General features: G+C 71.9%; 18 protein-coding genes. 8 read left to right on the plus strand and 10 right to left on the minus strand.

Going from position 1 to position 17834, the window contains the following annotated elements; genetic code table 11:
• Positions 1-101 precede the first annotated feature (101 nt).
• On the plus strand, positions 102-731 hold the full coding sequence (locus KG102_RS00545) for a hypothetical protein (protein WP_208210497.1): 630 nt from the start codon (positions 102-104) through the stop codon (positions 729-731).
• A gap of 1 nt (position 732) precedes the next feature.
• Here the strand turns inward: KG102_RS00545 and KG102_RS00550 are convergent, their stop codons facing one another.
• A complete protein-coding gene (locus KG102_RS00550; RefSeq protein ID WP_208210495.1) occupies positions 733-918 on the minus strand; it encodes an antitoxin in 186 nt (61 codons plus the stop codon).
• Between the two features lie 25 nt (positions 919-943).
• On the minus strand, positions 944-2422 hold the full coding sequence (locus KG102_RS00555) for an MFS transporter (RefSeq protein ID WP_208289737.1): 1479 nt from the start codon (positions 2420-2422) through the stop codon (positions 944-946).
• 45 nt (positions 2423-2467) lie between these two features.
• On the opposite strand from KG102_RS00555, the gene KG102_RS00560 reads away from it, so the two are divergent.
• Positions 2468-3754: an alpha/beta fold hydrolase gene (locus tag KG102_RS00560; RefSeq protein ID WP_249667404.1), complete on the plus strand. Its 1287-nt coding sequence runs from the start codon at positions 2468-2470 to the stop codon at positions 3752-3754.
• A gap of 213 nt (positions 3755-3967) precedes the next feature.
• On the opposite strand, the gene KG102_RS00565 is transcribed toward KG102_RS00560, so the two are convergent.
• The 3 genes from KG102_RS00565 to KG102_RS00575 form a co-directional block, all read right to left on the minus strand.
• Positions 3968-5368 carry a glucose-6-phosphate dehydrogenase gene (locus KG102_RS00565; protein WP_208289736.1) on the minus strand — a complete coding sequence of 467 codons (1401 nt, stop codon included), beginning with the start codon at positions 5366-5368 and terminating at the stop codon, positions 3968-3970.
• Positions 5369-5447: 79 nt separating this feature from the next.
• Positions 5448-6737: a glycosyltransferase gene (locus KG102_RS00570; protein ID WP_208289735.1), complete on the minus strand. Its 1290-nt coding sequence runs from the start codon at positions 6735-6737 to the stop codon at positions 5448-5450.
• 10 nt (positions 6738-6747) lie between these two features.
• Positions 6748-8967 carry a glycoside hydrolase domain-containing protein gene (locus tag KG102_RS00575; RefSeq protein WP_208210487.1) on the minus strand — a complete coding sequence of 740 codons (2220 nt, stop codon included), beginning with the start codon at positions 8965-8967 and terminating at the stop codon, positions 6748-6750.
• 195 nt (positions 8968-9162) lie between these two features.
• On the opposite strand from KG102_RS00575, the gene KG102_RS00580 reads away from it, so the two are divergent.
• From KG102_RS00580 to KG102_RS00590, 3 genes are all read left to right on the plus strand, one after another.
• Positions 9163-9729 carry a hypothetical protein gene (locus KG102_RS00580; protein WP_243884678.1) on the plus strand — a complete coding sequence of 189 codons (567 nt, stop codon included), beginning with the start codon at positions 9163-9165 and terminating at the stop codon, positions 9727-9729.
• 128 nt (positions 9730-9857) lie between these two features.
• Positions 9858-11321: a DHA2 family efflux MFS transporter permease subunit gene (locus KG102_RS00585; RefSeq protein WP_208289734.1), complete on the plus strand. Its 1464-nt coding sequence runs from the start codon at positions 9858-9860 to the stop codon at positions 11319-11321.
• 49 nt (positions 11322-11370) lie between these two features.
• Positions 11371-11748, plus strand: a complete 378-nt coding sequence (locus KG102_RS00590; RefSeq protein ID WP_208210472.1) for an SseB family protein — start codon at positions 11371-11373, stop codon at positions 11746-11748.
• Here KG102_RS00590 and KG102_RS00595 read toward each other — a convergent pair whose 3' ends face one another.
• The 3 genes from KG102_RS00595 to KG102_RS00605 form a co-directional block, all read right to left on the minus strand.
• Positions 11749-12333: a hypothetical protein gene (locus KG102_RS00595; protein WP_208210470.1), complete on the minus strand. Its 585-nt coding sequence runs from the start codon at positions 12331-12333 to the stop codon at positions 11749-11751.
• A 222-nt stretch (positions 12334-12555) separates the two neighbouring features.
• A complete protein-coding gene (locus KG102_RS00600) occupies positions 12556-13281 on the minus strand; it encodes a GNAT family N-acetyltransferase (protein WP_208289733.1) in 726 nt (241 codons plus the stop codon).
• Positions 13278-14102: an LLM class flavin-dependent oxidoreductase gene (locus tag KG102_RS00605; protein WP_208289732.1), complete on the minus strand. Its 825-nt coding sequence runs from the start codon at positions 14100-14102 to the stop codon at positions 13278-13280. The genes KG102_RS00600 and KG102_RS00605 overlap by 4 nt, the downstream gene beginning before the upstream one ends.
• 279 nt (positions 14103-14381) lie before the next feature.
• Here KG102_RS00605 and KG102_RS00610 point away from each other — a divergent pair, with 279 nt between their 5' ends.
• The 3 genes from KG102_RS00610 (at position 14382) to KG102_RS00620 (ending at position 16480) form a co-directional block, all read left to right on the plus strand.
• Positions 14382-15113 (plus strand): RDD family protein, encoded by a 732-nt coding sequence (locus KG102_RS00610; RefSeq protein WP_208210457.1) that lies wholly within the window; start codon positions 14382-14384, stop codon positions 15111-15113.
• Positions 15110-15514 carry a DUF2510 domain-containing protein gene (locus tag KG102_RS00615; protein ID WP_208289731.1) on the plus strand — a complete coding sequence of 135 codons (405 nt, stop codon included), beginning with the start codon at positions 15110-15112 and terminating at the stop codon, positions 15512-15514. The genes KG102_RS00610 and KG102_RS00615 overlap by 4 nt, the downstream gene beginning before the upstream one ends.
• Positions 15515-15586: 72 nt before the next feature.
• Positions 15587-16480: an SDR family oxidoreductase gene (locus KG102_RS00620; protein WP_208289730.1), complete on the plus strand. Its 894-nt coding sequence runs from the start codon at positions 15587-15589 to the stop codon at positions 16478-16480.
• Here KG102_RS00620 and KG102_RS00625 read toward each other — a convergent pair.
• On the minus strand, positions 16477-17229 hold the full coding sequence (locus KG102_RS00625; RefSeq protein ID WP_208210450.1) for a uracil-DNA glycosylase: 753 nt from the start codon (positions 17227-17229) through the stop codon (positions 16477-16479). The genes KG102_RS00620 and KG102_RS00625 overlap by 4 nt on opposite strands.
• On the minus strand, positions 17226-17750 hold the full coding sequence (locus tag KG102_RS00630; protein WP_208289729.1) for a TIGR00725 family protein: 525 nt from the start codon (positions 17748-17750) through the stop codon (positions 17226-17228). Before KG102_RS00630 ends, KG102_RS00625 begins: the two co-directional genes overlap by 4 nt.
• Positions 17751-17834: the final 84 nt, after the last annotated feature.

The following is a 17834-nucleotide window of genomic DNA, read 5'->3' on the forward strand; positions in this document are numbered from 1 at the left end:
CGCGCGACACCGGCGCGGTCACGGGGGCGGCGCGGGAGACGGCATCATTGGCGCCGTCCAGCATTCTCCCAGCCGCCGCGGCGGCACGTGATCGGAGCCCGATGAAGTTCAACCCGCCCCCGAACTGGCCCGCGCCGCCCGAAGGGTTCCGCCCGGAGCCCGGCTGGGCCCCCGACCCCTCGCTGCCCGCGCCGCCTCCGGGGTGGGAGCTGTGGGTCGAGGACGACGTCGCGCTGCCCGGCGAGACCACGGACGCCACGCGGCACTACAAGCAGGCGACGACGACGTTCCTCGTCGGCGTCGCGTTCTTCCTCGCCGGCTCGATCTCGACGATCGTCACGGCGAACTCGAAGAGCGGGTTCTACTGGTGGGGCGGCATGGTCATCGGCCTCATCGGGCTGGCGCGCGCGTTCGCGGCCTACCGTTCCGCTCGCAAGGAGGGCGCGCCCAGCCTGAGCGGCCTCGCCAAGGGCGTCGTCATCGTCGGCCTCGTGCTCGTGCTCGGCACCGGGATCGGGGCGGCGACGAGCTTCATCTCGACCGCGTCGATCACGACCGGCACGGGATCGTGCTGGATCGTCGACGAGGACGGCATGGCCGAGGCCGTGAGCTGCGACTCGGACTACCAGTTCAAGGCGATCTCCGAGGTCAGCAGCGCCGACGAGTGCCCGCAGGACCTGTATCTCGAGGCCGACGACGAGGACGGCATCCTGTGCCTCGAGGAGAAGTGACCTACTTCTTCTGCTGCTCGTCGAGGTAGGTCTTCGCCTTCTCGACGACGCTGTCGATCTGGGCGTCCTGGCGGTCGCCCGTTCTCGACTTGACTGCCTCGGCAGCCTTGTCGAGCGCGTCCTTCGCCTGCTCCTCGCGGCCGGAGACGGCTGCCTTGGCCTGCTTGACCAGGTCGTCGATACCCATGGTGAACCCTTCGCTCGGTGACGTCTCAGTCTGCGACGTCACCGAGCGGAGTGCCCGCCGAACCGTGCTCCGTGGTGGTGCGCGGCATCGCAGCCGCGGCCGCCACGGTCGCCAGCGCGACGACCACCAGCGCCGCGAACGACAGCGTCACGGCATCGCCGAACTGCTCGGGGTCCTGCGCCGGGCTGGCTCCGCGCATGAGGCCGTTGATGAGCGCGCCGAGCGCGGCCACCCCGAGCGCGCTGCCCATGGACCGCGAGAACAGGTTGGCACCGGTGACCACCCCCCGCTCGCTCCAGCCGACGCTCGACTGCGCGGCGATCAGGCTGGGGGCGGCGACGAGACCGAGGCCGGCTCCGATGACGAAGCAGGCGAGACCGACGGCGAGCAACGACGGGCGCATCGCCGCGAGGGCGAGCCCGGCGGTCCCCGCGACCACCACCGCGCACCCGACGAGCACCGTGGTGCGGAACCCGACCCGCAGGTAGAGCCGGCCGGACTGCGACGCGGAGATCGGCCAGCCGATCGTGAGCGCGGCCAGCGTGAGGCCCGATGTGAGCGGCGAGACGTCGAGCAGCGCCTCGAGGAACGTCGGCACGTACGAGGTGATGCCGATCAGCAGCACGCCGACCCCCACCGACACCAGCGACGCCGAGAGCAGCAGCCGGTCGGAGAACACCCACAGCGGCAGCACCGGCTCGTCGGCCCGCCGCTCGACGCGCACGAACGCGACCAGGAGCACCACGCCGAGGGCGAACGCGCCGACGCTCGGCACGGACAGCCACTCCCAGGCGTTCCCGCCCTCGAGCAGCGCCAGGATCAGCAGGCTCATGGCGGTGGTCAGCAGGAGCCCACCGGCCCAGTCGATGCGGTGGCTCGTGCGCTCCACGGTCTCGTGCAGGTGGCGGACCAGCAGCCATGCCGCCGCCAGGCACAGGGGGATGTTGACGAAGAAGATCCAGTTCCAGGACAGGAACTCGGCGAACACGCCGCCGAGCGTGGGGCCCACGACCGACGACACGCCCCAGACGCTCGCGATGTAGCCCTGCGCCTTGGCGCGCTCCGCGACCGTGTAGATGTCGCCGGCGATCGTGATCGCGATGGGCTGCACCGCCCCGGCACCCAGCCCCTGCACCGCCCGGAACGCGATGAGCGCGGGCATGCTCCACGCGAACCCGCAGAGCACCGAGCCGAGCAGGAACAGCCCGATGCCGAGCAGGATCACGGGCTTGCGCCCGATCGTGTCCGCGAGCTTGGAGTAGATCGGCACGCTGACGGCCTGCGTCAGCAGGTACACGGAGAACAGCCACGGAAAGCTGGTGAAGCCGCCGAGGTCCGCGACGATCGTCGGGACGGCCGTCGCCAGGATCGTCGCGTCGATGGCGATCAGGCCCGTGGTGACCATGAGGGCGATGAGGATGGGTCCGCGCTCGGACCGGAACCCGACGCCGGTGCTGGTCGTGGTGCTGCTCAGGGGAGCCTCCTCGGAATCAGCCCTCAGCATGCGACACCCTCGGCATCCCGGCTCTGTGAATCTAGGCTCACCCACGTGACGCACGAGTACGCGATGACCGGGTTCACCGTCCGCGAGCACCGGGTGCAGGTGCCGGTCGACTGGTCGGCGCCGGAACGGTTCGGCTCGATCGAGGTGTTCGCCCGCGAGCTGGTCGACCCGGAGAAGGCGTCGGACGACCTGCCGCTGCTGCTGTTCCTGCAGGGCGGCCCCGGCGGGCAGGGCCCCCGACCGCTGGGCGGCGGGTGGATCGGCACCGCCCTGGAGAAGTACCGCGTGATCCTCCTGGACCAGCGGGGGACCGGCCGCTCCTCGCCCGTGGACGGCCGCGTGGTCGGCGGGTTCGACGACGCCGCACAGGCCGCCGACTACCTCGCCTGCTTCCGCGGTGACGCGATCGTGGCCGATGCCGAGCACCTGCGCCGGACGGTGTACGGCGGCAGGCAGTGGGCCACGCTCGGGCAGTCCTACGGAGGCTTCCTCACGCTCACGTACCTGTCGCGGCACCCGTCCGCGCTGACCCGGTGCTTCGTGACGGGCGGGCTGCCGCCGGCGACGACCGACGCCGAGGGTGTCTACGCCGCGACCTACCGTCGCCAGGCGGCGCGCAACCGTGAGCACGCCCGGCTGCACCCGTCGGACGCGGCCGTGCTGGCGCGCATCGCGGACCTGCTGTCCGACGGGTCCGTCACCCTGCCCACGGGCGAGCCCTTCACGGTCGAGCGGCTGCAGCAGCTGGGCCAGCCGTTCGGGATGAGCACGGGGCTCGACGAGGTGCATTGGCTGCTCGACACCGCGCTGACGCCGGCCGGCCAGCTGTCCGACGCGTTCCTCGGGGCGGTGGTCCGCGAGACCGGCTTCGACGACGGGCCCCTCTACGCGGTGCTCCAGGAGGTCATCTACCACCAGGGGGAGCGTGAGCCGGGCTGGGCCGCGCAGGCCGAGCACGACCGGTGGCCGTCGTTCGCGGCGTCGGCCCGCCCGCTGCAGCTCACCGGCGAGGTGGTCCTCCCGTGGATGTACGAGCAGCACCGCGCCCTGCGGCCGTTCCGCGCGGCGGCCGAGGAGCTCGCCGCCCGCACGCGGTGGCCCGCGCTGTACGACCTGGCCGCGCTGGCCGCCAACGAGGTCCCGGTCGCCGCCGTGCAGTACTACGACGACCCGTACGTGGACCTGGACCTCGCCCTGGCGACGGACGTCGGAAACCTGCAGGTGTGGATCACGAACGAGCACCTGCACGACGGGCTGCGCGTGGCCGGCGACGCGATCCTGCCGAGGCTCTTCGACCTCGCGGCGGGCAAGGCGCGCGTCACCGGCCGCTGACCGGGTTGCCCTCAAGGCGCCGCCGCTGTCGGAACCAGCCGCAGTTGTGGCGGGAGGGGCTGGTGGGGCCCAGGTGAGTCCCCCTGGTCGCATCCGTCACTCTCGTACCAAGAACGGCTGGTTCCGACGCACCGGGGGGTGCCGGCAGCGGGCCTTCTCCCAGGAGCGTGCGCCCCGGACGGACTCCGGTCGCGCTCGACCGGGCTCTGGACGTCAGCCGCCCAGCACCCAGCCGTGCGGCTCCGCCAGCCGACCCGCCGACTCGGGACCCCACGAGTCGGCCGGGTACGGCTCGGGTGCCGGGCGGTCGGGGCCGAGAAGGGGCGCGAACGCCTTCCAGGCGGACTCCAGGCCGGCGGCCGTGGTGAACAGCGTCCGATCGCCGACGAGCACGTCCTCCAGCAGCCCCGCGTACGGCGGCAGCGACTCGCCGGGCTCGACGTCGGCCAGGGCGAGGTCGGCGGTGCCGGTGCCCAGCTCGAGGAACGCACCGGGCTTCTTGACGGTCGTCGTGACCTGGAGATTGCCCGAGCCCGCCAGCGAGACGATCACACGGTTGGGGCCGACGGGTGATCCGAAGAGCTCGTCCGGCGTCCGCAGCACGAGCGTGACCTGCTGTGCCGACGCGCCCATGCGCTTGCCGGTGCGCAGCAGGAACGGCACCCCCCGCCACCGCTCCGTGTCCACCCAGAGGCGCGCGGCGACGAACGTGTCGGTCGTCGAGTCGTCCGGCACGTCGTCGATGTCCCGGTAGCCGTCGAACTGTCCGAGGACGACGTCGTCCGCCGGGTCGAGCGGGCGGAAGTGGGCGATGACGTCCTCGCGCGCCTTGCCCAGGTTCGCCGCGTCCAGCCGGCGGGGCGGCTCCATCGCCACCTCGGCGGCCACCTGGAACAGGTGCGTGACCAGCATGTCGAGGGCGGCGCCGGTCGCGTCGTAGAACTGGGCGCGCTGCGCGACGTCGAGCGTCTCGGGCACGTCGATCTGCACCTGCTCCACGTGCTGCCGGTTCCAGATCCCGCCGAACAGCTCGTTGGCGAACCGCAGGACGTGCAGGTTCTGCGTCGCCTCCTTGCCCAGGAAGTGGTCGATCCGGAACACCTGCTCCTCGTCGAACACCTCGTGCACGATGGCGTCCAGCTCCCGGAACGACTCCAGGGACGTCCCGTACGGCTTCTCGTAGACGATGCGGATGCCGTCGGTGAGGCCCGCCTCCTTCAGCGCGCGCGTGATCGGCGCGAACGACGACGGCGGAACCGCGAGGTAGTGGATGACGGTGACGTCGCCGCCGAGCACCTCGCGCAGCCGGTCCAGCTCGCCGGGGAGCTCGGCGGCGCTGTCGTCCTCGCTGACGTCCCCGCAGTACGCGGTGTGCTGGGTCAGCTCCGGGACACCCTCCGCGGCCTCGTCGTCGCCGAACTCCTCGACGGCCTCGCGCAGCAGCACGTCGAAGTCAGCCGAGCTGATCGGCGTGCGGCCGGTGCCGAGCAGGGCCCAGCGCTCCGGGAGGAGCCCGCGGCGCTGCAGGGTGGCCAGGGCGGGGAGCACCATGCGCTTCGCGAGATCACCACGGGCGCCGTGCAGGACGAAGATCAGGGGATCGGTCGGTGCCATCGGGCTGGGTCCTCACGACGGTGACGGGCGGAGCCTCGACCGTACTTTCGGTGGCCGACGAGCGCGCGGCGGCTCGAGCTCAGCCGACCGGGGCCGGCACGCGCTGCACGGCCGCCACGCGGTCGAGGATCGCGTCCAGGACCGCCCCGCGGTCGAACTGCAGGGCGTGCAGGCGGGCGCGGGTCTCCCAGTCGGCGCGCTCGTCGGCGGACATCGCGAGGATGTGGTCCAGCGACTCTGCGATCGCCGACGGTGACTCGACCGGCACGATGAGTGCGCAGTCGCCGACCGCCTCCCCGATCCCGCCGGTGTCGGTCGTCACGATCGGCCCGCCGCCGGCGAGCATCTTCTCGGCGAGGGCGATCCCGAACGTCTCGACGAACTCCGGACGCGGCTTGCTGGGCAGCACGTACGCCGCCGAGCCCGCCATGAGGTGCGCCTTCTCGTCGTCGTCGACGTCGTCGAAGAACACGATGCGGTCCGCGGCCGACGACGCCGCCGCGAGCTCCTGGAGCCGTGCGGCGTCCGGTCCGTTGCCCGCCACGACCAGCCGCAGCGACTCCGCCGCGCGGCTGGCGGCGAACCCCCCGATGAGGTCGTCGACCCCCTTGGCGTGCGCCAGCCGGGACAGGAACAGCACGTAGCCGTCGGCGACCAGGCCGCGGGAGTCGAGCACGCGCGCGGTCTCGGACGTGTCCAGGTCGAGGTAGGACCCGACGTCGATCGCCGGGTAGGACACGGTGACGCGCTCGCGGCACTGGGCGGCGAACGTGGTGCCGTGCTTGGCGTCGATGGCGGCGGCCTCCGCGATGATCAGCTCGCGGGTGTAGTCGGAGACCGCGAGGCAGACGTCGTGCTCGAGGTAGCTCGACAGCACGTGCGCCGCCGCGCCGAACTCGTCCTTCTCGACGCACGCGCGCACCACGTTCGTGACGTCCGAGCCCACGGCCTCGGCGACCGTGGTCACGTTGACCGGCAGCCCGGTCCGACGGGCGACGTGGACGGCGTCGGCGACGGCGAGCGAGTGCGGGCTCAGGTACAGCGACATCGCCACGGTGGGCACGCCGTCGGTGAAGAGCTCGACCAGCCGGCCGACGATCCCCGCGAGCCAGCGCCCGTCGGGGACCTTGTAGTCGCCGACGGGCTCGGGGCGCTCCACGGTGATGCCCGGGGAGTACGGCAGCACACCGTCCAAGGGCTTGAGCGGCAGGCCCGTCGCCTGCAGCCGGTCGATCGGCCACGTGACGATGCGGACGTCGTCGAAACCCCGGTGCAGGGCCGCCTCCGCGAGGTTGCGGGCCTCACCCGAGTGCCCGCAGATCACCGGATCGGCGCGGACGACGATCACGAGACGGCGATGAGTGGTCACGTCGACTCCTTCAGCGCCGCAGCGCGGTGGTCGGGGGGTGGGTGCTGACGGACGGCGGCCGGACGGTGGTGCCCCAGTCGCTCGGGGCGGGCCCGAGCTCGAGGTGCAGGCGTCCGCCGCGATGGAGCTCGGTGCCGGTCAACCACGTGCGGTCGAGCCGATCACCGTCGAGGTGGACGGACTGTACATACTGGACAGGCCCGTCCGGGGTCGGTTCGACGAATCCGGAGGTCTCGATCGTGAGACTGCGGTCGCCGAGGTCGATGCTCGACTCCCGCCAGGCCGGCGCGCTGAGCAGGAACAGGTTCTGGCCGGCGACGGGGAACAGGCCGAGCGACGCCCACACGAACCACGACGACAGCCCGCCCGAGTCGTCGTTGCCCGGCAGGCCGCCGCGACCGGTGCCGAACTGGTTCTGCACGATGGCGTGCACCACCTCCGCGGTGCGATCCGGCCGGCCCGCGTAGTGGTACGACCACGGGGCCTCCATGTCCGGCTCGTTGTTCAGGCCCTCGAACCGGTTGAGCCCGTACCCCGCAGCCATCTCCGCGAGGTCGGGCCGGAGCCCGGGCTGGCGCACCGGCGGCGCACCGAACCCGAAGAACTCGTCCAGCTGGGCGACGAAGGCGTCGTCCCCGCCCGAGAGCTTGATGCGTGCCGCCATGTCGTGCAGCAGCCGGAACGAGTAGTTCCAGCGCCCGCCCTCGTAGTACGTCGAGTCCTGCAGGAGCCCGGTCTCCTCGTCGAACGCGTTGACCCAGCGGGCGGCGAGCGGCGTGAACTGCTCCACCAGCATCGGGTCGCCCACGTGAGCCGCGATCTGCGACGTGCACCAGTACCCGAACGCCAGGTCGAGCGTGTGGCTGATCGGATGGACCTTGCCGCGCAGCAGGAAGTCCTCGCCGTAGGTTCGACGCAGGTCGTTGTGCATGTGCACGAGCGCCCAGTCCCAGTCGATCCCGGGCAGCCCCAGCTGGCACAGGTCGGCGAGGAAGGTGTGCGCGAGAGCGGACGCCTGACGGCTGAACTGGTCGGCACCGCGCGCCATCCGGTACCCGATGGGGAGGTTGCCCTCCTCCTCCGAGATGTACAGCAGCGCGTTCGCCAGCTCGACCGCCTTGTCGGGCAGGAGCGTCGTCAGCAGCGGCAGCTGCGTCCGGTAGATGTCCCACATGGTCGCGATGTCGAACGCGAACGGTCCGTCGGCCGGCCAGAACGGTGACTCGTCGGGAGCGAGGCAGGGCTTGATCAGCGAGTGGTACAGCGCGGTCGAGAACACCGTCTGCTTGTCCTTCGACGGCGTGTCGACGCGGATCTTCCCGAGCGCCTCCTGCCAGACGTCGGCGGTCGCCACGCGCCTCGTCGCAAAGCTGGACGGACCCGGCCCGCACTCCCGCTCGAGGTTCTCGCGTGCCTGGTCGACGCCCCGCAGGGAGAAGCCGAACCGCAGCTCCACCACCTGTCCGGGTTCGGACGGACCGGCCCACATGAGCCCGAACGGGCGCAGCGTGGTCGGCCGGATCCGGTCGAAGTCCAGGCGCGTGCCACCGGGCATCAGCCGCCGGTCGTACCAGAGCATCTGGCGCCAGCGCGGGTCGTCGCACTCGACGTGGATGGCCAGCGGGGCACCCTCGACGACGATCTCGCCCTGCGCGATCCCGGGGCTGATGGAATGCAGGTGCGCCCGCAGCGGCACCGTGCGGCCGTGCGGGATCGTCAGCCCGCCGAGCGAGAAGTCGATGACCAACCGCGCGTCGCGGTGCGCAGGGAACGTGTACCGGTGCACGGCGGACTTCGGGCCGACCGTGATCTCCGCCCGGATGCCGGAGTCGAGAGTGGCCGAGTAGTAGCCGGGGGCCGCGCTCTCGTCGACGACGTCCCACAGCTGGCCCAAGTCGTCGAGCGGCTGGAGCATCGGGGTGACGCGGAAGTAGTTGTAGTACTTGCGGATCGCACCCGTGCCCGACTGCTGGAAGTGCGTGAACCCGCTGGCCACCTGCCGGTCGTACAGCTCGGTGGGCAGGCCCTCGGTGCCCAGGTCGTAGCGCCCGTAGCCCGTCGGGTACGCACCCGAGTACGCGCACGCGCTGACCATGCCGAGGGGGTAGGTGGCGCCCGGGTGCGTGTTGCCCACCTGCGGCTTCGGCCACCACCAGCTCGTGGCGATGCCGTGCTGCTGCGGCAGGCTCGTGGCCTCCGTGCCGATGAAGGGGTCGACGCGTTCGAACATCCGCCGCTCCTCGCGCTCGTCGTACGGGGACGTCAGGGTCCCCTGCGGGCGGCGCCTGCGTCCATGCCTCGTTGGGGCGACGGTACGTCGGGTGTGTTGCCGGGGGGTTTCGCGATGTGTTCCGGCCTGGCCCGGACGGTGACCTGCCCGAAGCAACTTCCATCCGTTCGGAGCTAGCTTCCCGCGACGACACGGATGAAGCTGCTGACCATGGTTCAGCGCTACGCACGTTTCACGCGTAGCGACGTGACGTCGACCGAAGCCGTGGAGCTTGGGCGCGTCGATGTGGTCGCGGCTCAGTTGTCCCGACACCTGGAATCTCGCACAGCAGCCATCGACCTCGTTCACATCCACGGGGCAGGCAGCAGCGCGGTTCAGACCATCGTGTCCGAGCTGCTCTTCGCCGAGTTGGGCTTTCGCGAAGAGGTCGTTCTCACGCCCGAGGTGGGGCTGGTTACGCGAGCGAGGCCAGATTTCGTCTATCCGCTGGGTCAAGGCCGCGGGATTGTCGCGGAGGTTGAGCGGGGGGGCACGACCACCAACAACCACGACCTCAAGGACTTCTGGAAGGTCCACATCGCGCCCGACGCACATCACTTGTTCTTGATCGTTCCCATGGCGAACTGGAACGCGGCGGGCAAAGCCCGTGAACGCCCGTTCGCACGAGTGGCACGCCGAATCCAGGCCTTCTTCGGGGATCCGCGCCGCGAGGTCGACGTCCTGAGTGCGCACGTCTTCGGATACGGCGGCATCGGTCGCTGATCGGCACACTGTTCTGATCGTTCGACGCAGCGTCTGCACGCGTTTGCGCCCCGTCGGCTCCCCGAGGCAAGGTGAATGGCTGCGCGCCAGCGGGCCGCGTGACCATCTGATCGAAGGGTATGCGTCAGATGACGGACGACCAGGTCCGACCCACCGTCCCGCGCAGTGCGTGGAACGCGCTCGTCGTGCTGATGGCCGGCATGTTCATGGCCCTGCTGGACACGACCATCGTCAACGTCGCCCTGCCGACGATCCAGGTCAGCCTCGACGCGTCGGAGGCCACGCTCAGCTGGATCATCAGCGGTTACGCGCTGGCGTTCGGCATCGCGCTGATCCCGGCGGGTCGGATCGGTGACCGGGTGGGGCACAAGTGGGTGTTCTTCACGGGGCTGCTGCTGTTCACGGTCGCGAGCGTCTTCTGCGGCCTGGCGAGCAACAGCGCCCACCTGGTCGTGGCGCGGGTGGCGCAGGGACTGGCGGGCGGCATCTTCGTCCCCGCCGTGACCGCGATGATCCAGCTGCTGTTCCCGCCGCAGGTGCGCGGGAAGGCGTTCGCGATCCTGGGGTCCGTCATCGGGGTCTCGACGGCGCTCGGCCCGATCCTCGGCGGGCTCATCATCGAGGCGTTCGGCGACGAGTCCGGGTGGCGGCTGGTGTTCTGGGTCAACATCCCGATCGGGATCGTCGCCCTGATCGCCGCCGCGAGGATCCTGCCGTCCGGCGCCGAGGCGCGCAGCCAGCACGGGTACGACGTCGTCGGGCTGCTGCTGCTCACCGCGGGACTGATCGCCCTGCTCGTGCCCCTGATCGAGGGGCAGGACCAGGGCTGGCCGACGTGGACCTTCGTCACGCTGGCGGCCGGGATCCTGCTGCTCGTCGCGTTCGGGTGGTGGGAGAAGCGGATCGAGGACGACAACCCGATGGTGCCGCCGCACCTGTTCTCGCACCCGGCGTTCACGGGCGGGACGATCCTCGCACTGGTCTACTTCGCGGCGTTCACCAGCATCTTCTTCACCATCGCGCTGCTGTGGCAGGCGGGGCTGGGGCACACCGCGCTCGAGTCCGGGATCGTCGCGGTGCCGTTCGCCCTCGGCAGCATCCTCGGCGCCTCGCAGAGCAACCGGCTGTCCCTGCGACTGGGCCGGACGGTCCTCATCGTCGGCACGGGCATGGTGGCCGTCGGGCTGACGTGGGTGTGGCTGGTGCTGCGGGTCCAGCCCGCGGCGGACCTGACGCACTGGGACTTCCTGGTCCCGTTGCTGATCGCCGGGATCGGCAGCGGGTTGTTCATCGCTCCGAACGCGCAGTTCATCGTCGCCACCGTCGACCGCTCGGAGGCGGGCGCCGCCAGCGGGGTCATCTCGGTGATGCAGCGCGTCGGTGCGGCCATCGGCATCGCCGTCATCGGCAGCGTCCTGTTCGGCACGCTGCACGTCGCGGGCAAGGACCCCGCCCAGATCCCGCAGGCCTTCGTCGACAGCGCCGCGCACGCGATGGCCGTCAGCGCCGTGCTCTCGGTGGTCAGCTTCGCGCTGGTGTTCGTGCTTCCCAAGAAGGTGGACCCGCGCGGCGGGCCACCGCCGACGGAGTGATTCGCCGCGGGTAGCGTGCACCACGCCCACGACGACGAGGAGCACCGCCATGAAGGACTTCGACCAGGCCCTGCGTACGGCGGCGCCCGGCACGATCGACGGCGCCAAGCTGCTCACACGGTTCGCCTACGAGCAGCTGGCCGTCCCGAGCGCGGGGCCCGTCGGGGAGCACCTGACGGGGTTCATCCCGGCGCTCGTGCCGCGCGACGGCACCAACCACCTGGTGGCGTTCTCGTCCGAGCAGAGGTTCAGGGACGAGGGGCGCCTCGGCGGTGACGCGATCTCGATGCCGGTCCGCGAGGTCCTGCTGCGGATGCCCGCGGACGTCGGCATCGTGATCAACCCGGGCAGCTCGCAGGGGTTCGAGCTGGGTCCGGACGTGGTCGCCGCGTTGCGGGACGAGCTGGCGCGGCCCCACGACGAGTGATCAGGCGGGCACCTTCACGGTGGTCAGGAACGCCGCGGCCTGCGCGAGGTTGTCGAACTGGTCGTCGACCAGGTCGACGAGCAGGTCGTTGCTCCACAGGATCAACCGCCCGATGGTGAACTGCTCCTTGGCGACCTCCGGCAGCGTCAGCCCGTAGACGCGCTGGGCGATCTCGCGCTTGCCGCCCCGCGCAGCACCGTAGGTCGGGATCGGCAGGTACTTGTCGGGGGCGCTCGCCACGAGCACGCGGGTCAGGGCGGGCTCCTTGAACCCCGCCATGCCGAGCCCACCCTGGCCGAGGATGAGGCGCGTCAGGCGGTCCGGCAGCGGCACGGTCGCGGGCCCGTAGAGCAGGTAGCGGATGGTGTTGCGGGTGCGGGCCGACGCCTCGTGCTGGCCCATCGTCTTCCACGCCCGGTTGAACGTCGCGGTCGTGGCGTTGGTGGCGCCGGGCGTCTCGTTGACGAACGAGAGCAGGTCGCGGGGGTCGCAGTCGACGATCTGCTCGCGGCTGAACACCTGCTGGTAGTGCGACCAGTCGAAGCCGGAGTCGGTGCGGGGGGCGGACGCGGCGAGCTCGTTCACCAGCGCCAGGCGGGCCGAGTCGACCGCGGATCGATCCGGGAAGCGGGCCTGGAGATCGGCCGACGAGGAGGGGCGGATCGACTTGGACTTCGACTCCCCGCGCGTCCACTGGTGTGCACAGGCGGTGCATCGGATGGTGCGGCGATCGTCTGCCAGACGTTCGACCAGTTCGAGGTCTCCGGACTTACAGACCGGGCATGTCAGCATGGTGCTCCTTCGTCTCTACAGAGATTGTGACGCACCCGGAGACTGCCCGGTGACGCTCCGTGGGTGCAGCCACCATGTGATCCCTGTTCCGATGCGCCTCAGACCGCACCGCTCGTAGAGGCCGACGCCCGCGGGTGTCGAGTTGAGCACCACGTCCCGCGCGCCGGCGGAGGCCGCGGCGCCGCACACCGCCTGCATGAGCGCGGTGCCCAGTCCGCGCCGCTGGAACGGCGGCCAGACGTCGACGTCGAACACGCCCGCGAGGTCACCGACGCGGTGCGACCACGCCCGGCCGGCGAACCGGCCGCCGGTGTACGCGGCGGCGTACCAGGCGCGAGTCGGCCGCAGGCGTGCCATCGCGAGCTCGCGTGCGTAGGCGGAGTGCTCGCCGCTGTAGTCGGTGGTCTCCTCCTGCAACCGCACCCGGGGATCGGCCGGGACGTCGCGCGGGACGGGGCCGGCCATCCACCAGGGCGACCACCCCTTCTCGAACCCGGCCGCCGCCAGCGGGCTCGGGTCCACATCGAGCCCCAGCCACGCGCCGAGGACCGTGCTGCCGAGGTTCCGGGCGCGTTCGATGCCGCGAGCCAACGCTCTCGGGTCGATGACCTGCGGGAAGAGGAGGTTCCCGTCCACCCAGCGCAGCCCGCCGTCCTCCCATGACTCCCCGCCGAGGACGTCGGCCCGCAGCTGGAACCAGCTCAGCTGGACGCGCTCGCAGTCGGCGACCGTCGGGCTCACGCGGGGAGCGGGCCGCGCCGGATCCGCTCCAGCAGCCCGTCTGGCGTGACGGTGTCGAAGTCCCAGTTGGAGTCGATCCACCAGGTCACACCCGCGGCCTCGAGAGCGGCGATCTGGTCCGTCGTCGCGGCGGGATCGTCCGGCAGCACGCCCTCGGCGACGAGCTCGAAAGGCCTCCCGCCGCGCTGCTCGGCGACCCACGTGGCGACCTCACGCAGCTCGTCCGGCTTCAGCGGGTCGAACCCGTCCTCCCGCCGGACGGCGATGACCCCGTCACGCGCCGCCGCCCGGCGCATGGACCTGGGTGCGAACCAGGCGCCGATCACCCAGACGGGGATGGTCCCGTGCACCGGCCGCGGCTGGAACTCGAAGTCGGTGAGCTGGTAATGCTCGCCCTGGAAGCTGAACTTCTCGCCGGTCCATGCCAGGTCGAGGATCGCGAGGGACTCGTCGAGCAGCGCCGCCCGTTCCTTGACGTCGACGTGCTCACCGACCACCCGGCTGTAGGCGCCGTCGTCGACGGCACCGAGCCCGACGGGCAGCACCAGCCGACCGCCGGAGAGCTGGTCGACGGTCAGCGCCTGCCGGGCCACCTCCCAGGGCTTGCGCCGCGGCAGCGAGAACACCATCGCGCCGAGCGTGATGCGGCTGGTCCGGACGGCGGCCGCGCCGAGCAGCGTCCAGGGGTCGAACGTGTCCATGCTGCCCACGCTGATGCCGTCCCAGGCCATGAAGCCGTCCCAGCCCGCCTCCTCGGCGGCGACGGCCATCGCGACGTTCTGTGCTGCGGACCCGCACGTGGCGGTGACACCGAACTTCATGCGCACGACGCTACGCCGGGCCGCCGACAGACGGCCGTAAATCCCTGGCAGCGACAGCGCCGCCGAGTGGACCCTGGTCGCCGCGGGCGCAGGTCGCCGGCGGGTCGCCGACGGCTCGCCCCGGGAGGTTCGACTCCTCCGCCCGCGACCACACGCACACCCGGTGAGGCGAGGACGCGGCTGCACGTCGACGCCCGCCGGGGCTCAACCCCGGCGGGCGTTCTGCCGATGTCCGCGCAGAGAACGACCCGCGCGCGCGACCCGTATCCAGGAGCAGCAGTGAGCACGCAGGACCCCTACCAGCAGCCGGGTGCGACCGGGTCGCCGACAGGCGGCTACGCGCCGCCGCCGCAGTACCCCAGCTACGGCGCACCGCCGGTCTACGGCACGCAGCCCGGCTACGGCACGCAGCCCGGCTACGGCACGCAGCCCGGTTACGGCACCGCGCCGGCCACGCCGGGGCACCCGTCCTTCGCGCCGTACGGTGCGACGGCGCCGGAGTACGGCCAGAGGTACCCCGCCTACGGGTACCCCGCGTACGGCTACCAGCCCATGCCGTTCACCCCCGCGCCGACGTACGCGCACTGGGGGCTGCGCGTCGCCGCGTACCTGCTGGACCTGCTGGCGGCGATCCCGTACTGGGTCGGCGCGTTCGTCTCCGGCTTCCTGTCCACGCCGGGGTACGACCAGTACGGCCAGCCGACCACCGTGTCGACACCGGCCGGGTCGGCCGCGCTGCTGATCGGCGGGTCGGTGTCGTTCGCGCTCTGGGTGTGGAACCGCGGTTTCCGACAGGCGCGCACGGGCCAGTCGTGGGGCAAGAAGATCGTCGGTCTGCGTCTCGCCGCGGAGGCGACCGGGGCCAACGTCGGTGTGTGGCGGGCGCTCCTGCGCGACCTGGCGCACTGGCTCGACGGCTGGCTCCTGGGGCTCGGTTACTGGTTCCCGCTCTGGGACGCGAAGCGGCAGACCTTCGCCGACAAGATCGTCGGAACGGTCTCGGTGCGATGAGTACCCCTCCCGGCTGGTACGACGACGGCGCCACGCGTGGCGTGCTGCGCTGGTTCGACGGCGCCGGCTGGACCGAGCACACGGCGATGCTGCCCCCGATGCCGGGGACCGTGGCGGCCGCGCCGTGGCCGCCGGCTGCGATCGTCGGCGCCGCGCCCGACGAGACGCTGCACTGGCTGCTCCCCGTCGGCCGCTCCTGGCAGTCGGTGCTGGCGGGCTACGTGGGACTCGTCGCGCTGGTGCTGTGGGTGCTGGGACCCGTGGCGATCCTGTTCGGCGTCCTCGGCCTGCGACAGGCCCGCACCGGCGGCCGCGGTTCCGGGCGGGCGTGGTTCGCGATCGTCGCCGGCGTGCTGGCGTCCGTTCTCGGCGTGGTCTCCCTGCTCGGCTTCCTCGTCTAGCCGCTGCGCACGTCGCCGACCGACGATGCCCGGTCGGGTGGCGGCGGCGCGCGAAATGCGGACGATGGAGGGATGAGCGATCAGACCACGCCCCAGGACCCCCGTACGCAGCACCCCGGTGCCGAGGCCCAGCCGGCCCAGAAGATCCCGCACCCGGGACTCACCGGCGAGATGCCCAGCGAGCCCGACCACGGCGAGGAGACGTACCGCGGCTCCGAGCGGCTCCAGGGCAAGCGAGCCATCATCACCGGTGCCGACTCCGGGATCGGGCGCGCGGTCGCGCTGGCGTTCGCGCGCGAAGGCGCCGACGTGGTGCTCTCCTACCTGCCCGAGGAGGAGGAGGACGCGCAGGAGACGGTGCGGCTGGTGGAGGCGGCCGGGCGCAAGGCGGTGACCGTGCCGGGCGACATCCGTGAGGAGTCGCAGTGCCAGGCGATCGTCGACACCGCGGTCGCGGAGCTCGGCGGGATCGACGTCCTGGTGAACAACGCGGCCTACCAGATGTCCCAGGAGGACGGACTGCTGGGGATCAGCACCGAGCAGCTGGACCGCGTGCTCAAGACGAACCTCTACGCCATGTTCTGGCTGACCAAGGCGGCCGTGCCGCACATGGAGCCGGGCAGCGCGATCATCAACACGAGCTCGATCCAGGCCACCCAGCCGAGCCCGGGGCTGCTCGACTACGCGGTCAGCAAGGCCGGGATCCTCAACTTCACCAAGGGGCTGGCGCAGCAGCTCGGGGAGAAGGGGATCCGCGTCAACGCCGTGTGCCCGGGCCCGATCTGGACGCCCCTGATCCCGGCGACGATGGACGAGGAGAAGGTGGACCAGTTCGGTGCCGAGACGCCGCTGGGCCGGGCCGGGCAGCCCGCGGAGGTGGCACCGGCGTACGTGTTCCTCGCCTCGCAGGAGTCCAGCTACGTGACCGGCGACCGCATCGCGGTGACTGGCGGGCGGCTCCTCTAGCCCGTCACGCCGAGCCGGCGCGCGCGGAGCAGGACCGCGTCCAGCATCTCGGGCGTCAGTCGTCCGGTGAAGGTGTTCTGCTGGCTCACGTGGAAGCAGCCGAGCACCACGAGCTCTGCGCCGTCCGGCCCCGCGAGGACCAGCTCCGCGCCGTGCCCGAACCGCGGTCGCGGTCGGGGGACGTGCCAGCCCTGCTCGGCGAGGGTCGTCAGGAGGGCCTGCCAGCCGAACGCGCCGAGGACGACGACCACGCGCGGGCGGATCAGCGCCAGCTCCCTGCCCAGGTACGGCCCGCACGTCCGACGTTCCTCGGGCGTCGGGTCGTTGGCCGGCGGGGCGCAGCGCACGGGCGCGGTCACCCGGATGTCGGTGAGCGTCAGCCCGTCGTCGCGTCGGGTCGAGGTCGCCTGGTTGGCGAAGCCGGTGCGGTGCATCGCCGCGAACAGGAAGTCGCCCGACCGGTCGCCGGTGAACATCCGGCCGGTCCGGTTGGCACCGTGCGCGGCGGGCGCGAGCCCGACGACGAGCACGGGCGCGTGCGGGTCGCCGAAGCCCGGCACCGGGCGTGCCCAGTACGTCTCGTCGCGGAAGGCGGCCCGCTTCTCGACGCCGACCAGCTCCCGCCACGCGACCAGTCGCGGGCACGCACGGCACGTGGGGACCACCGCGTCCAGCGCGGCCAGGTCCCGTGCGCCGGCGGCTGCGCGCACGACGTCCTCCGGCGTCGTCGGAACGCCTGCCGGGGTCACGGTGCGCTCGCGGCGGCACCCGGCTCCGGGACGTCGCGGACCCCGATCGTGCGCGCGCCGGCCGGTAGCGCGTCCAGCAGGCTGAGTGCCTCGTCGACCGACGCCACGTCGCGCGGCCCCGCCCCGGGTGCGGGCCCGTCGAGGCCCCAGCCCCGGACCGCGACCACCGGCAGGCCCGTGCGCACGGCGAGCGCCACCTCGCTGAGCGTCCCCCAGGAGCCCCCGACGCTGACGACGACGTCGCTCGACCGCACCAGCAGGGCGTTGCGGAGCTCGCCGAGCCCGGTGGGGATCGCCACGGTGACGTAGGGGTTCGCGTCGGCACGGTCCGCTCCGGGCAGCAACCCGACGACGACGCCACCGGCCTGCGCTGCGCCGCGCGCGGCCGCCTCCATGACCCCGCCCAGCCCGCCGCAGACCACGACGTGCCCGCGCTCGGCGAGCCCGCGCCCGAGCGCCTCGGCGTCCCCGAGCTCCGCCTCGGAAGCGCGAGACGGTCCCACGACCCCCACGTAGCTCATCCGACCCCCACGAGATCGTGGCTCCGGCACGAGATCGTGCGTGCGCACCCACGATCTGGTGCCGACGCCACGATCTCGCGGCGA

Origin of the sequence: Cellulomonas fengjieae (assembly GCF_018388465.1) — a bacterium.
Lineage (GTDB): Bacteria > Actinomycetota > Actinomycetes > Actinomycetales > Cellulomonadaceae > Cellulomonas > Cellulomonas fengjieae.

What these genes read in the sequence shown, in the direction of transcription:
- KG102_RS00565 (WP_208289736.1), bottom strand. Translation starts at nt 5,368, where the DNA reads ATGGCACCGACCGATCCCCTGATCTTCGTCCTGCACGGCGCCCGTGGT.
- KG102_RS00630 (WP_208289729.1), bottom strand. Translation starts at nt 17,750, where the DNA reads ATGAGCTACGTGGGGGTCGTGGGACCGTCTCGCGCTTCCGAGGCGGAG.
- KG102_RS00550 (WP_208210495.1), bottom strand. Translation starts at nt 918, where the DNA reads ATGGGTATCGACGACCTGGTCAAGCAGGCCAAGGCAGCCGTCTCCGGC.
- KG102_RS00575 (WP_208210487.1), bottom strand. Translation starts at nt 8,967, where the DNA reads ATGTTCGAACGCGTCGACCCCTTCATCGGCACGGAGGCCACGAGCCTG.
- KG102_RS00545 (WP_208210497.1), top strand. Translation starts at nt 102, where the DNA reads ATGAAGTTCAACCCGCCCCCGAACTGGCCCGCGCCGCCCGAAGGGTTC.
- KG102_RS00605 (WP_208289732.1), bottom strand. Translation starts at nt 14,102, where the DNA reads ATGAAGTTCGGTGTCACCGCCACGTGCGGGTCCGCAGCACAGAACGTC.
- KG102_RS00590 (WP_208210472.1), top strand. Translation starts at nt 11,371, where the DNA reads ATGAAGGACTTCGACCAGGCCCTGCGTACGGCGGCGCCCGGCACGATC.
- KG102_RS00585 (WP_208289734.1), top strand. Translation starts at nt 9,858, where the DNA reads ATGACGGACGACCAGGTCCGACCCACCGTCCCGCGCAGTGCGTGGAAC.
- KG102_RS00615 (WP_208289731.1), top strand. Translation starts at nt 15,110, where the DNA reads ATGAGTACCCCTCCCGGCTGGTACGACGACGGCGCCACGCGTGGCGTG.
- KG102_RS00620 (WP_208289730.1), top strand. Translation starts at nt 15,587, where the DNA reads ATGAGCGATCAGACCACGCCCCAGGACCCCCGTACGCAGCACCCCGGT.
- KG102_RS00580 (WP_243884678.1), top strand. Translation starts at nt 9,163, where the DNA reads ATGAAGCTGCTGACCATGGTTCAGCGCTACGCACGTTTCACGCGTAGC.
- KG102_RS00555 (WP_208289737.1), bottom strand. Translation starts at nt 2,422, where the DNA reads ATGCTGAGGGCTGATTCCGAGGAGGCTCCCCTGAGCAGCACCACGACC.